Origin of the sequence: Burkholderia sp. BDU5 (assembly GCF_001522845.1) — a bacterium.
GTDB classification, from domain to species: Bacteria; Pseudomonadota; Gammaproteobacteria; order Burkholderiales; family Burkholderiaceae; genus Burkholderia; species Burkholderia mayonis.
The window spans coordinates 30,663-44,273 of sequence record NZ_LOWC01000164.1; the positions used below are offsets into that span (position 1 = coordinate 30,663).

Sequence of the window (13,611 nt, forward strand, 5' to 3'; positions counted from 1 at the left end):
GCGACCGCGCGCGTCACGCGATCTCGACGTCGACAACGACGGGAGTCGGCGACGTGAGCGCCTGTTCGAGCGCATCGCGCAGGCGCGCGCCGGCAGCGACGCGCACGCCCGCGCAGCCCATCCCATGCGCGAGCGACACGAAATCGAGATCGGGCAGCGCGGTGCCCTGCACCGGCTCGCCTTCGCGAAAGCCGAACACGGGCGCGAAGTCCTGCAATGCCGCGTAGCGCGCGTTGTTCAGGATCACGAACGTGATCGGCAGCTTCAGGTGCGCGGCGCTCCAGAGCGCCTGGATCGAATAGAGGCTGGAGCCGTCGCCGATCAGCGCGATCACGCGCCGCCCCGGCTGCGCGAGCGCGACGCCGACCGCGGCCGGCATGCCGTAGCCGAGACCGCCGCTGTCCATCGTGTAGAACGTGTCGCGGCGCGTGAACGGCAGATGCCGCTGCATCACCGACCGCGCGCTCGGCGCTTCCTCGACGACGACGTCGCTTGAATCGCGCACGTCGGCGAGCGTCTGCAGCGCGAACGCAACCGGCATCCGCCCGCCCGGCGCGCCCGGGCCGACGCGCTCGCGCGGCGCCTGCGGCGCGGGCATCGGCCGCGCACGCGGCGCGGGACGCGCGAGCAGATCGCGTGCGGCGAGCCTCAGATTGCCGACGACCGCGTCGCCGACGGGCGTCCACGCGGCGACCGACGGATCGTCGACGAGCTGGTGAAGCGTCGCGCCCGCGGGCACGTGCGGGCCAAAGCCTTCGACGTGATACGTGAACGCGGGCGCGCCGAACGCGAGGATGAAGTCGTGGCCCGCGAGCTGCTCGACGATCCGCTCGCGGATCGCCGGCAGGAAGCCCGCAAACAGCGGATGATCCTCGGGAAAGCTGCAGCGTCCCGACATCGGCGCGACGAACACGCGCGCGCGATGCCGCTCGGCGAGCTGCACCGCCTCGTCCCACGCGCCCGCGCGCGCCACCGCCGCGCCGATCACGAACGCCGGGCGCTCGCTCGCGTCGAGCGCGTCGGCGAGGCGCGCGAGCGCGTCGGGCGCGGGCCGCACTTCGGCGCTCACCGTGCGCGCGGGCACGGGCTCGGCGGGCCGGTCCCAATCGTCGGCCGGAATCGACACGAACACGGGCCCGCGCGGCTCCTGCATCGCGACACGATACGCGCGCGCGATCGCCGCAGGCACGTCCTCCGCGCGCGCGGGCTCGATGCTCCACTTCACGTACGGCTTCGGCAGCTCGGCCGCCTGCACGGACGCGAGAAACGGCTCGAACGGCAGAATCGAGCGCGCCTGCTGGCCGGCCGTGACGATGAGCGGCGTCCTGTTCTTGTACGCGGTGAAGAGGTTGCCCATCGCGTTGCCGACGCCTGCCGCCGAATGCAGGTTCACGACGGCGGCATTGCCCGTCGCCTGCGCGTAGCCGTCCGCCATCCCGACCACGACCGCCTCGTGCAGGCCGAGCACGTACTGGAAATCGTCGGGGAAGTCGCGAAACATCGGCAGCTCGGTCGAGCCCGGATTGCCGAATACCTTGTGGATGCCGAACTGGCGCAGCAGATCGATTACGGCGTCGCGGACCGTGTACAGGGTGCGCATCGGTGCGTCGGCGCGAAGGTCGGGGGCGGTCATGCGTGCGTGTCTCCTCATTATCGATTTCCACAGTATCGACGGCGGACACATTCCCCGATACTGTATTTTCTGCAATAAGCCATTACGTGACAGCATGACTTTCGATCTGCGCCAGCTGCGCGCCTTCACGACGATCGCCGCGAGCGGCAGCCTCGGCCGCGCGGCCGACGCGCTGCACGTCACGCAGCCCGCGCTGAGCCGCATCCTGAAGCGGCTCGAGGATCAGATCGGCGCGCCGCTCTTCGAGCGTCATTCGAAGGGAATGCAGCTCACCGCGATCGGCGAGGCGCTCTTGCCGCATGCGACGCTCCTGCAGCACGAGGCCGAGCACGCGCGCGAAGAAATCGACGCGCTGCGCGGGCTCGCGAAGGGCGCGATCAAGGTCGGCGCGGTCGGCAGCATCGCGAGCCTCGTGCTGCCCGTCGCGATCGGGCGCGTGCTCGACCGGTGGCCCAACCTGCGCATCGAGATCGTCGAAGGCGTGTGGGACCGGCTCGTCGAAGCGCTCCTGACACACGAGGTCGACGTCGCGCTCAGTACGCGCGTGCCGGACACCGACGATGTCGTCGCGATCCCCGAATGCCGGTGGAACGACGTGAGTCACGTCGTCGCCGCGCCCGATCATCCGCTGCGCGGCGCCGGCATGCCGCTTGCGCTCGCCGACACGCGCGCCGCGCGCTGGGCGATCCCGCCACGCGGCACCGCGCCGTACGAGCAGATGCGCGCGGCGTTCGACGCGCAAGGGCTCGCGCCGCCCGACGTCGCCGTCGAGACCCGCTCGGTGACGGCGCTCAAGAGCCTCGTCGCGCATGCGGGCTTCCTGAGCTGGATGGCCGAGCCGATGTATCGCGCGGAGCGCCGCGCGCGCACGATCGATACGCTGCCCGTCGAAGGCGTCGCCGCGACCCGCACGCTGACCGCGTTCCGCCGCCGCCACGGGATCCTGCCCGGTCCGGCGGCAAAGCTGCTCGAGCAGCTCGCGCTGCTGACCCGCCAGCCTTTCTGACGCTTCGCACCGACGCGTCCCCCCTCACGCGCGGCGCGCCCGGATTGGCGCGCCGCAGCATCGAAACCCCACGCGATCGCCTTGACTTTCGCCCAATCGAATAAGATCATTCGCTCACATAAAGAGCAAATGATCTTATTCGGGATTCGGCAGGCGCCAGCCAGCCGCCAGGAGACACGGGATGAGCAGTCCATCCAGCGCCGCGCCGGCGATCTTGCACATCGGCGTCGGCTCGTTCCACCGCGCGCATCAGGCGTGGTACCTGCATCGCGTCAACGCAGCGTCGCCCGCCGGCGAGCGCTGGTCGCTCGTCGTCGGCGACATCCGCGACGACATGCGTGCGACGCGCGACGCGCTCGCCGCGCAGCACGGCGTCTACACGCTCGAAACGGTCACGCCGCAGGGCGAGCGCGCATACGAGACGGTCCGCTCGATCTCGCGCGTGCTGCCCTGGTCGATCGATCTCGCGGCGCTCGTCGACGCGGGCGCCGATCCGGCGTGCAGGATCGTGTCGTTCACGGTGACGGAAGGCGGCTACGCCCTCGACGAGCACGATCGGCTCGACACGTCGAATCCCGATCTCGCGGCCGATCTGCAAGGCGCGCGCGTCACGATCTACGGCGCGCTCGCGGCGCTGCTCGCCGAGCGCGTCGCGCGCGGCGCGGGCCCCGTCACGCTGCAGAGCTGCGACAACCTGCGCAACAACGGCGCGCGCTTTCGCGCCGGCATGCGCGAATTCCTGTCGCGGCGCGGGCTCGTCGATCTGCTCGCGTGGTTCGACGCGAACGTCGCGTGCCCGAGCTCGATGGTCGACCGCATCACGCCGCGCCCGACGCCCGATGTCCGCGAGCGCGTGCTCGCGGCGGCGGGCGTCGACGACGCGTGCCCGGTCATGGGCGAAGCGTTCATCCAGTGGGTGATCGAAGACCGCTTCGCGGCCGGCCGACCGGCATGGGAGAAGGCGGGCGCGGAGCTCGTCGGGGACGTTCATCCGTACGAGGAAGCGAAGATCCGGATCCTGAACGCAACGCACAGCTGCATCGCATGGGCGGGCACGCTCGCGGGCTACGCGTACATCCACGAAGGCACGCACGACGCCGGCATCCGCCGCTTCGCGCACGCGTACGTGACGGACGGCGTGATCCCGTGCCTCGCGCCGAGCCCGCTCGATCTCGCGCGCTACCGCGACGTCGTGCTCGACCGCTTCGGCAATCCGCACATCCGCGACACGAACCAGCGCGTCGCGGCCGACGGCTTCTCGAAAATTCCCGGCTTCATCGCGCCGACGCTCGCCGAATCGATCGCGCGCGGCGTCGAGCCGGCGTCGACCGCGGTGCTGCCCGCCCTCTTCCTGCGCTTCCTGCAACGCTGGGCGAAAGGCACGCTGCCGTACGCGTACCAGGACGGCGTGATGGACCCCGACGCCGCGCGCGCGATCGCGGGCGCGGACGATCCCGTCGCCGCGCTCGCGGGGCAGCGCCCGCTGTGGGGATCGCTCGCTGGCACGGCCGCGCTCGACCACGCGCTGCGCGCGGGCCTCGCGCGCGTCGACGCGTGGCTCGCGAGCCGCTGAACGGCCGTGCGCGTCACTCGGGTCAAATCGCCATTGGCACGGCAGCGGGCGCGCGGCTAAAGTAGCGGCTCCCTGTCGACGCACCGTTTTCCGCCCATGTATCTCGGCATCGATCTCGGCACCTCCGAAGTCAAGGTGCTGCTGCTCTCGCCCGACGGCATCGTCGTCGGCACGGCGGGCACGCCGTTTACCGTCGCACGCGCGCATCCGCGCTGGGCCGAGCAGCATCCGGACGACTGGTGGACGGGCACGCTCGCCGCGCTCGCCGCGTTGCGCGCGCGGCATCCTCGCGCCTTCGGCGACGTGCGCGGGATCGGCCTGTCCGGCCAGATGCACGGCGCGGTGCTGCTCGATCGCCACGATCGCGTGCTGCGCCCGGCCATCCTGTGGAACGACATGCGCAGCGCCGACGAATGCGTGGCGCTCGAAGCCCGCGCGCCCGATCTGCATGCGATCGCCGGCAATCTCGCGATGCCGGGCTTCACCGCGCCGAAGCTCCTGTGGGTCGCGCGGCACGAGCCGCACGTGTTCCGCGAGATCGCGTGCGTGCTGATGCCGAAGGATTATCTGCGCCTGAGGCTCACGGGCGCGAAGGTGTCGGACCCGTCCGACGCGGCGGGCACGCTGTGGCTCGACGCCGCGAAGCGCGACTGGTCCGGCGCGCTCCTCGCCGCGGGCGGCATGGCGCGCGCGCAGATGCCGCGGATCGTCGAAGGCAACGCGCCGTCCGGCACGCTGCGCGCGGACATCGCACGCGAGCTCGGGCTCGCCGAAGCGGTCGTCGTCGCGGGCGGCGGCGGCGACAATGCGACGAGCGCGCTCGGCATCGGCGCGACGCAGCCGGGCGACGGCTTCGTGTCGCTCGGCACGTCGGGCGTGCTGAGCGTCGTCGGCGACCGCTTCCGGCCGAACCCGGCGTCGGCCGTCCACGCGTTCTGCCACGCGATTCCCGACCGCTGGCAGCAGATGAGCGTCGTGCTGTCGGCGGCGAGCTGCCTGCGCTGGATCTGCAAGCTGACGTCGACCGACGAGCCGGCGCTCCTCGCCGAAGTCGCCGCGCTCGATCCCGCCGCGTGCGGGAACGCGCCGTACTTCCTGCCCTATCTGTCGGGCGAGCGCACGCCGCACAACGATCCGTATGCGCAAGGCGTGTTGTTCGGGATGACGCACGGCGCCGACCGCGCGCTCCTCGGCTACGCGGTGCTCGAAGGCGTGACGCTCGCGCTCGCCGACGGCTTCGACGCGCTGATCGCAGGGGGCACGCAGACCGACGCGCTGTCGCTGATCGGCGGCGGCGCGAGAAGCGCGTACTGGGCGCAACTGATCGCCGACGCGCTCGGCGTGCGCACGCGCCGCCACGGCGGCGGCGAGACGGGCGCGGCGCTCGGCGCGGCTCGGCTCGGCTGGCTCGCGGTCGGCGGCGATCCGCGCGACGTGCTGACGAAGCCGCCGCTGCGCGACGAGTTCGCGCCGAACGCGGCTCGCCACGCGGCGCTGCGCGAGCGGCTCGACACGTTCCGCGCGCTGTACCGTCACGTGCGGCCGCTGTTCGAGCCGTCGCGCGAGCGGCTCGCGTGAGCGCCGTGCGCTACAGTGCGAACTTTTCCCCGGCGCTCGACGGCCCGCCTGACGCCCGCCTGACCTGAGATCCCTCTACCGTGTCCAAATCCTCCGAAAAACTCGATCTCGCGACGCGCGCCGCGTGGCTCTACTACGTCGCGGGCGACACCCAGAACGAAATCGCCGAGAAGCTGCAGGTGTCGCGCCCCGTCGCGCAGCGCCTCGTCGCGTTCGCGGTCGAGAAGAACCTGATTCGCGTGCGCGTCGACCATCGCGTCGCCGACTGCCTCGATCTCGCCGCGCAGCTATCGAAGCGCTACGGCCTCGCGATGTGCGAAGTCGTGCCGATCGACGGCGACGCGCCCGACGCGGTCGACCGCAAGCTCGCGGTCGCGGGCGCGCAGGTGATGGAGCGCTATCTGAACGAAGAAAGGCCGATGGTGGTCGCGGTCAGCAGCGGCCGGACGCTGAAGGCCGCGGTCGCGCAGATCGCGCAGATCGAGCGGCCGCAGCACCGGCTCGTGTCGATGGTCGGCGCGATCGCGCAGGACGGCTCGTCGAACCCGTACGACGTCGCGCAGCACATCTCCGAGAAGACGGGCGGCAAGCATTTCCTGCTGCCCGCGCCGCTCTTCGCGGACAGCAACGCCGAACGCGCGCAGTGGTGCAATCACCGGCTGTACCGGATCGTCGAGAAGCTGTCGGCGGAGGCGGACGTCGCGTTCGTCGGCGTCGGCAACATCGGCGCGCACTGCCCGCTGTTCGAGGACGGCTTCATCACCGCCGACGAACTGAGCGAGATGGTCGAGCTCGGCGCGGTGGCCGAAATGCTCGGTCTGCCGATCGATGCGCAAGGCCGGCGGATCGAGGCGTCGACGAGCGCGCGCGTGACGAGCGTCGCGCTCGACGCGCCGCCGAAGCGTCCGACGATCGGCTTCGCGGGCGGGCCGCGCAAGCGCGTCGCGGTGCTCGCGGCGCTGCGCGGCGGGTGGCTGTCGGGGCTCGTGACCGACGAAACCTGTGCGCGAGCGGCGCTCGTCGAGCAAGCCTGCTAGCGACACGCCGCGTGCTGCGCCGCATCAGTCGCGTTTCGACAGACAAACGTCCGATTTCGTCATGCAATCCGTTTTATGGGGCGCGATGCTGACCGGCATCCCGTCGCTTCCAGCGAATCGGGCGGCGTCATTTCCGTCGTTCCGCTTCGCCGCGCGCATCCCTTCGGAGAACCTCGATGAAAACAGGACGTCGACACTTCGTTCGCTCGCTGGCGAGCGCCTCGGCCGCGATGGCCGCCGCCGCATGGTCCCCGGCGCGCGCCGCGTCCGACGCATCCGCCACGCCCGCCGCCCCGCTGTCGCTGACGCCCGGCCGCTGGTCGCCGCGCAACGTCGCGCGGCTGCGCGCCGTGCTCGCCGCGCACGGTGCGCCGAGCCCGACCTACCGCGCCGACCGCCGGCCCTACGCGGTGTTCGACTGGGACAACACGAGCATCATGAACGACTGCGAAGAGGCGTTGCTGATGCACCAGATCGACGGGCTGCATTACCGCCTGACGCCTGGCCAGTTCTCCGCGATCCTGCGCCAGGGCGTGCCGGACGGCCCGTTCGACGCAAAGCTCGGCTACACGACGATCGACGGCAAGCCGGTGCGGATGGAGGACATCGCGGCCGACGTCGACAATGACTATCGCTGGCTGCACGCGAACTATCAGGGCCTCGGCGGCGACAAGCCGCTCGACGAGATCCGTCGCAGCGAGCGGTTCTTGGATTTCCGCGCGAAGCTGTATTTCATGTACGACGCGATCTGCGACACGTATCCGGTCGAGATCGGCTACAAGTGGATCATGTACTGGTACGCGGGCATGACGCGCGACGAGTTGCAGGCGATGGCGTATCAAAGCAACGTCGCGAATCTCGGCGACGCGCTGCGCAAGGTCACGTACGAAAGCTCGCGCGCGCTGCCCGGCCGAGCGGGCGTCGTCGCCGCGACGCACTTCCACGGCATCCGCATCCACGAGGAAATTCGCGCGATGATGGACACGCTGCGCTCGAACGGGATCGACGTATACGTCAGCACCGCGTCGCTCGACGACGTCGTGCGCGTGTTCGCCGGCCATCCGGCGTTCGGCTACGGCGTGCCCGACGCGAACGTGATCGGCATGCGGCTCGTGACGGCCGACGGCAAGTACGTGAACGAATACGCGCCGAACTGGCCGTTCAACTACGGGCCGGGCAAGACCGTCGGCATCCGCAACGAGCTGCAATCGAAGAAGGGCTACGGGCCGCTTCTCGTGTTCGGCGACAGCGACGGCGACGCGTGGATGCTGCGCGACTTCGCCGACACCGCCGTCGGCGTGATCGTCAACCGGATGAAGAAAGGCGAGATCGGTGTCGACAGCCGGAAGGCGGCCGAGCAGATCGGCGCGAAGGACGCGCGTCTCGTGCTGCAGGGGCGCAACGAGAACACCGGGCTGATGGTCGCCGACGAGCGCTCGATCAAGTACGGCAAGAGCGATCCCAAGCTGCTCGCGTGATCGCGCCTGCGCGCGCGCATCTCGCCGCAATGCGCACCGCAACGCGCACGGCAATGCACGCCGCGACGCGCGCCGGATCGGGCGACAGGCCAGATCCGGCGCGGCCCTCGCGTCAAGCCGCCATCGCGTGCTTCGGCTTCCGCTTGAACGCGCGCCCCGCTTCGTCGAACAGATGGCAATGCTCGGGCTGCGCGCCGACGCGCAGCCTCTCGCCCGCGCGATACATGTCGAGCGGCGGAATCCGCGCGATCAGCCCGTCCGGCGCGACAGCCGACTCCGCGTACAGATAGGCGGCGTCGCCGAGCGACTCGACCGCCATCGTCCGCGCGACGATGCCGTTGCCGCCCGCGATGCCGACGTGCAGATGCTCGGGCCGGATGCCGACCGTCACGCGCTCGCCCGCGCGCAGCGCCGCCGCTTCGACCGCGACGCGCTGCGTCTCGCCCGATTCGAAGCGCACGAGCACGCCGTCGGCCGACGCCGATTCGACGACGCCCGCGAGAAAGTTCATCTTCGGCGAGCCGATGAAACCCGCGACGAACTGGTTCGCGGGCGCGTGATACAGCGCGTTCGGCGCGCCGACCTGCTGGACGCTGCCCGCCGACAGCACGACGATCTTGTCGGCGAGCGTCATCGCCTCGACCTGATCGTGCGTCACGTAGATCATCGTCGTCTTCAGCGCGTCGTGCAGCCGGGCGAACTCGAGCCGCATCTTCACGCGCAGCGCCGCATCGAGGTTCGACAGCGGCTCGTCGAACAGGAACACCTTCGGCTTTCTCGTGATCGCGCGGCCGATCGCGACGCGCTGCCGCTGGCCGCCCGACAGTTGCTTCGGCTTGCGGTCGAGCAGATGGTCGATGTGCAGGATCTTCGCCGCCTGCCTGACCGCATCGTCGATCGCCTGCTTCTTCGCGCCCGCGAGCTTGAGGCCGAACGCCATGTTGTCGTAGAGCGTCATGTGCGGATAGAGCGCGTACGACTGGAACACCATCGCGATGCCGCGCTTCGCGCTCGGCGCGTCGTTGACCTTCGCGCCGTCGATCAGCAAGTCGCCGCTCGAGATGTCCTCGAGCCCGGCGATCATCCGCATCAGCGTGGATTTGCCGCAGCCGCTCGGCCCGACGAACACGACGAACTCGCCGTCCGCGATGTCGAGATTGACGTTGCGCAGCACTTCGTTGTCGTCGTAGCGCTTCGCGATATTGCGCAGGAGCACGCTTGCCATGATTTGTCTCCGTTCAGTTAGGCGGCCGCGCGACGATCGAACGCGCTCGGCATGATCGTTCAGTGCGGCTGCACCGCGCCCGTCGCGACCCATTGCGCGACGAGCCCGGGCAGCTCGCGCATGTCGTCGAACACGCGCCGCGCGCCGATCCCGCGCAGCGCACCGACCTGCGCCGGCGACGCGTGCCCGCCGCCGACGAAGCCGAGCACCGTCATGCCCGCTGCCGCCGCGGCCGTCACGCCCGTCGCGCTATCCTCGACGACGAGGCACTGCGAAGGCGCGACGCCGAGCGCGCGCGCGGCGGCGAGATAGACGTCGGGCGCGGGCTTCGGCCGCGCGACGCCGTCCGCGCAGAAAAGCCGCTCGCCGAAGAAGCGCTTGAGGCCCGTCCGGCGCAGCGCGGCGTCGACGTAATGCCGCCGGCTGTTGCTCGCGCACGCGATCGTCAGATCGATCTGCGCGAGCGCCGCGTCGATGCCGTCGACGATCGGCGCCTCGACGGCCGCTTCCTCGACGCTGCGCCGAATCGCTTCGACATCCGAATCGACGAGCGCGCGGCCCGCGCGCGCGCTCGCGCTGTCGAGCACGCGCTCGGTCCGCAGGCCGAGGAGCGGCATCACGATCGGCCGCACCGCGACGCCCGGCCAGCGCGCTTCGAGCTCGCGCACGAGCACGTCGGCCGCGATCGCCTCGCTGTCGATCAGCACGCCGTCGCAGTCGCAGACGAGCACGCGCGCGTCGTTCGCCCGCGCCGTCGCACTTGCCGTCGCACTTGCCGTCATTTGACCGCCCCGAACGTGAGGCCGCGCACGAGCTGCTTCTGCGACAGCCAGCCGACGACGAGGATCGGCGCGACCGCGAGCAGCGACGCCGCCGACAGCTTCGCCCAGAAGAGCCCTTCGGGGCTCGAGTACGACGCGATGAACACGGTCAGCGGCGCGGCGTTCGAGCTCGACAGATTGATGCTCCAGAACGCTTCGTTCCACGACAGGATCACGAGCAGGAGCGCGGTCGACGCGAGCCCCGGCAGCGCCATCGGCATCAGCAGATAGACGATCTCCTGCCACGTCGACGCGCCGTCGATGCGCCCCGCTTCGAGGATGTCCCTTGGAATCTCGTTGAAGTACGTGAACGTCATCCACACGGCGATCGGCAGATTGATCAGCGTGTAGACGATCACGAGCCCCGAGACGGTGTCGAGGAGCCCCGCGTTCTTCCACAGCAGATAGATCGGCACGAGCACGCCGACGGACGGCATCATCTTCGTCGACAGCATCCACAGCAGCACTTTCTGCGTGCGCTTGCCGGGAAAGAACGCCATCGCGTACGCGGCGGGCACCGCGAGCAGCAGGCAGATCACGGTGGCGCCCGCCGAGAGCAGCACCGAGTTCCACGCGAACGCGAAGTAGTTGCTGCGCGCGAACACCTCGCGGAAACTGTCGAGCGTCGGCACGAAGACGAGCGTCGACGAATACGCCTGCTGCTCGGTCTTGAACGCGGTGATCGCCATCCAGAAGATCGGGAAGAACAGCACGAGCGCGACGAGCCACGCCAGCACGCCGGGCAGCGCGCGCTTCACGGCGCCGAACGCGGCGGGCAGCCCGCCGCCCGCGCCGCGCGAAGTCCCATGCGAAGTCGATACGGTCAGATCGCTCATGCTTCGTACTCCCCTTTCAGATTCCGCGCGAGCATTCTCACGAGGAAGAACGACACGACGTTCGCGAGCACGACGGCGAGAATCCCGCCCGCCGATGCAAGCCCGACGTCGAACTGCTGCAGGCCGAGCGCGTAGATCAGGTACGACAGGTTCGTCGTCGCGTCGCCCGGGCCGCCGCCCGTCGTCGTATAGATTTCCGCGAAGATCGACAGCAGGAAGATCGTCTCCATCATCACGACGACCGCGATCGCGCGCTTCAGGTGCGGCAGCGTGATGTAGAAGAACATCGCGAACGGGCCCGCGCCGTCGATCCGCGCGGCCTCCTTCTGCTCCTGGTCGAGCGACTGGATCGCGGTGAAGAGAATCAGGAAGGCGAACGGCAGCCATTGCCACGCGACGATCATCACGATCGACGCGAGCGGATATTGCGCGAACCAGTCGATCGGCTGCATCCCGAGCGCGCGCATCGCACACGCGACGAGTCCGTATACCGGATGCAGGATCATGTTCTTCCAGATGAGCGCCGACACCGTCGGCATCACGAAGAACGGCGCGATCGCGAACAGGCGCGCGACGCCCTGCCCGTAGAACTTGCGGTCGAACAGCACGGCCATCAGCACGCCGCCGGCCACCGTGATCGCGAGCACCGAGCCGATCAGCGCGAGCGTGTGCCAGATCGCCGGCAAGAACGACGGATCGGTCGCGAGAAAGCGGTAGTTGTCGAGGCCGGCGAAGCCTTGGACGTCGGGGTTCAGCAGGTTGTAGCGAGAAAGCGAGAACCAGATCGTCATCGCGAGCGGGATCGCCATCCACAGGAACAGCACGGCGACGGACGGCGTCGCGAGCCAGCGCGCCGGCTTGCCGCGCGCGCGCTCGTCGGCAGCGGGCCTCGCGTCGCCAAGCGACGCCGAGTGAGCGAGAGGAAGACGTAAGTGACGCATGATCGGGATCACCTCGTTCGATACGCGGGCGCGCGTGCCGCCTGCGCCCGCGTCACTGCGATGCCGTGCGCGCCGCGCCCGCGAGCGGCGCGGCGCGCGCGGCGCTTCACTTCCGGTAGCCGGCCTGGCGCGCCGCGCGATCGGCCGCGGCCTGACCGGCGGCGAGCGCCTGATCGACGCTCATCTGCCCCGCGACCGCGCCCGCGATCGCCTGGCCGACCACCGTGCCGAACGACTGGAATTCAGGAATGCCGACGTACTGGACGCCCGTGTACGGCACCTTCTTCAGCGAAGGATCGTTCGGATCGGCGGTCTGGATCGCCTTCAGCACGAAGTCGGAGAACGGCGCGGCGGCCTTGTATTCGGCGCGCTGATAAGTCGATTGGCGCGTGCCCGGCGGCACCGACGCCCAGCCTTCGTCCTTGCCGGCCATTTCGACGTACTGCTTCGACGTCGCCCATTCGATGAACTTCTTCGCCGCGTCCTGCTGCTTCGATGTCTTCGGGATCGCGAGCGCCCATGCCCACAGCCAGTGCGAGCCCTTCGGCGTGGCGGCCACGGGCGCCGCCGCGAAGCCGATCTTGTCCGCGACTTGCGATTGCTGCCTGTTGTACAGCATGCCCGCCGCGACCGTCGCGTCGATCCACATCGCGCACTTGCCCGACGCGGTGAGCGTCAGGTTCTCGTTGAAGCCGTTCGAGCTCGCGCCCGGCGGCCCGTTCTTCCTCAGCAGGTTCACGTAGAAGTTGATCGCCTTCTTCCATTCGGGCGACGTGAGCTGCGCGTTCCAGTTCTCGTCGAACCAGCGGCCGCCGAACGTGTTGACGACCGTCGACACGTACGCCATGTTCTCGCCCCAGCCGGCCTTGCCGCGCAGGCAGATCCCGTACGTGCCGTTCGCCTTGTCGGTCAGCTTGTCGGCGAACTCGGCGATCTGGTCGTAGGTCGGCTGCCCGGGCATCTTCAGGCCCTTCGCCGCGAACAGGTCCTTCCGATAGAACGTCATCGAGCTCTCGACGTAGAACGGCAGCGCGTAGAGCTGGCCGTTGTACGACAGCGAGTCGCGCGCCGTCTTGATCACGTCGTTCAGATCGTAGTCGGCGGGCAGGTTCGTCATCGGCGCGAGCCAGCCGCGCTTGCCCCACTGCGGCGCCTCGTACGTGCCGATCGCCATCACGTCGAACTGGCCGCTGCCCGTCGTGATGTCGGTCGTCGCGCGCTGACGCAGCACGTTTTCTTCGAGAATCACCCAGTTCAAACGAATGTCCGGGTTCGCCTTCTCGAACGCGGACGACAGCTTCTTCAGCTCGATCATGTCCGGGTTGTTGAGCGTCGCGACCGTCAGCGTCGCCGCCTGCGCGGCGAGCGCCGACGACGCGAGCGCGGCGCCCGCGAAGAGGCGCGCGGCGGCGGCGATGAACGTCTTTCGTTGCATGGCATGTCTCCTGTCTTGATATCGTGTTTGCCGCCCGTTGGACGGACT

11 protein-coding genes are annotated in these 13,611 nt (G+C 69.6%); 5 read left to right on the forward strand and 6 right to left on the reverse strand.

Annotated elements, in window-relative coordinates; all coding sequences use genetic code 11:
- Window positions 1-13 precede the first annotated feature (13 nt).
- Window positions 14-1,633, reverse strand: a complete 1,620-nt coding sequence (gene mdlC, locus WS69_RS26755) for a benzoylformate decarboxylase (protein ID WP_059473662.1) — start codon at window positions 1,631-1,633, stop codon at window positions 14-16.
- Window positions 1,634-1,727: 94 nt separating this feature from the next.
- On the opposite strand from mdlC, the gene WS69_RS26760 reads away from it, so the two are divergent.
- The 5 genes from WS69_RS26760 to WS69_RS26780 all read left to right on the forward strand — a co-directional run bounded on the left by WS69_RS26760 (window position 1,728) and on the right by WS69_RS26780 (window position 8,305).
- The gene (locus WS69_RS26760) at window positions 1,728-2,639 is read left to right on the forward strand and encodes a LysR family transcriptional regulator (protein ID WP_059473663.1); all 912 of its coding nucleotides are present in this window, start codon (window positions 1,728-1,730) and stop codon (window positions 2,637-2,639) included.
- A gap of 181 nt (window positions 2,640-2,820) precedes the next feature.
- Window positions 2,821-4,212 (forward strand): D-arabinitol 4-dehydrogenase, encoded by a 1,392-nt coding sequence (gene dalD, locus WS69_RS26765; RefSeq protein ID WP_059473664.1) that lies wholly within the window; start codon window positions 2,821-2,823, stop codon window positions 4,210-4,212.
- Window positions 4,213-4,308: 96 nt separating this feature from the next.
- Complete coding sequence (gene xylB, locus WS69_RS26770; RefSeq protein WP_059473665.1) at window positions 4,309-5,790, forward strand: xylulokinase; 1,482 nt, start codon at window positions 4,309-4,311, stop codon at window positions 5,788-5,790.
- 80 nt (window positions 5,791-5,870) lie between these two features.
- Entirely contained in the window at window positions 5,871-6,827 is a 957-nt protein-coding gene (locus tag WS69_RS26775; RefSeq protein WP_059473666.1) for a sugar-binding transcriptional regulator, read from the forward strand.
- Window positions 6,828-7,003: 176 nt separating this feature from the next.
- The gene (locus WS69_RS26780; protein WP_059473667.1) at window positions 7,004-8,305 is read left to right on the forward strand and encodes a haloacid dehalogenase-like hydrolase; all 1,302 of its coding nucleotides are present in this window, start codon (window positions 7,004-7,006) and stop codon (window positions 8,303-8,305) included.
- Window positions 8,306-8,417: 112 nt separating this feature from the next.
- On the opposite strand, the gene WS69_RS26785 is transcribed toward WS69_RS26780, so the two are convergent.
- The 5 genes from WS69_RS26785 to WS69_RS26805 all read right to left on the reverse strand — a co-directional run bounded on the left by WS69_RS26785 (window position 8,418) and on the right by WS69_RS26805 (window position 13,563).
- Window positions 8,418-9,530, reverse strand: coding sequence for an ABC transporter ATP-binding protein (locus WS69_RS26785; RefSeq protein WP_059473668.1), 1,113 nt, complete (start codon window positions 9,528-9,530; stop codon window positions 8,418-8,420).
- 59 nt (window positions 9,531-9,589) lie between these two features.
- Entirely contained in the window at window positions 9,590-10,312 is a 723-nt protein-coding gene (locus WS69_RS26790) for an HAD family hydrolase (protein WP_059473669.1), read from the reverse strand.
- A complete protein-coding gene (locus tag WS69_RS26795; protein ID WP_059473670.1) occupies window positions 10,309-11,187 on the reverse strand; it encodes a carbohydrate ABC transporter permease in 879 nt (292 codons plus the stop codon). The genes WS69_RS26790 and WS69_RS26795 overlap by 4 nt, the downstream gene beginning before the upstream one ends.
- Window positions 11,184-12,128 (reverse strand): carbohydrate ABC transporter permease, encoded by a 945-nt coding sequence (locus WS69_RS26800; RefSeq protein WP_059473691.1) that lies wholly within the window; start codon window positions 12,126-12,128, stop codon window positions 11,184-11,186. The genes WS69_RS26795 and WS69_RS26800 overlap by 4 nt, the downstream gene beginning before the upstream one ends.
- 106 nt (window positions 12,129-12,234) lie before the next feature.
- Window positions 12,235-13,563, reverse strand: a complete 1,329-nt coding sequence (locus WS69_RS26805) for an ABC transporter substrate-binding protein (protein WP_059473671.1) — start codon at window positions 13,561-13,563, stop codon at window positions 12,235-12,237.
- Between the last annotated feature and the right edge of the window lie 48 nt (window positions 13,564-13,611).

Bases quoted from the DNA above. Each gene is read 5' to 3' on its own strand.
- mdlC (WP_059473662.1), bottom strand. From the start codon at position 1,633: ATGACCGCCCCCGACCTTCGCGCCGACGCACCGATGCGCACCCTGTAC.
- WS69_RS26760 (WP_059473663.1), top strand. From the start codon at position 1,728: ATGACTTTCGATCTGCGCCAGCTGCGCGCCTTCACGACGATCGCCGCG.
- dalD (WP_059473664.1), top strand. From the start codon at position 2,821: ATGAGCAGTCCATCCAGCGCCGCGCCGGCGATCTTGCACATCGGCGTC.
- xylB (WP_059473665.1), top strand. From the start codon at position 4,309: ATGTATCTCGGCATCGATCTCGGCACCTCCGAAGTCAAGGTGCTGCTG.
- WS69_RS26780 (WP_059473667.1), top strand. From the start codon at position 7,004: ATGAAAACAGGACGTCGACACTTCGTTCGCTCGCTGGCGAGCGCCTCG.
- WS69_RS26785 (WP_059473668.1), bottom strand. From the start codon at position 9,530: ATGGCAAGCGTGCTCCTGCGCAATATCGCGAAGCGCTACGACGACAAC.
- WS69_RS26790 (WP_059473669.1), bottom strand. From the start codon at position 10,312: ATGACGGCAAGTGCGACGGCAAGTGCGACGGCGCGGGCGAACGACGCG.
- WS69_RS26795 (WP_059473670.1), bottom strand. From the start codon at position 11,187: ATGAGCGATCTGACCGTATCGACTTCGCATGGGACTTCGCGCGGCGCG.
- WS69_RS26800 (WP_059473691.1), bottom strand. From the start codon at position 12,128: ATGCGTCACTTACGTCTTCCTCTCGCTCACTCGGCGTCGCTTGGCGAC.
- WS69_RS26805 (WP_059473671.1), bottom strand. From the start codon at position 13,563: ATGCAACGAAAGACGTTCATCGCCGCCGCCGCGCGCCTCTTCGCGGGC.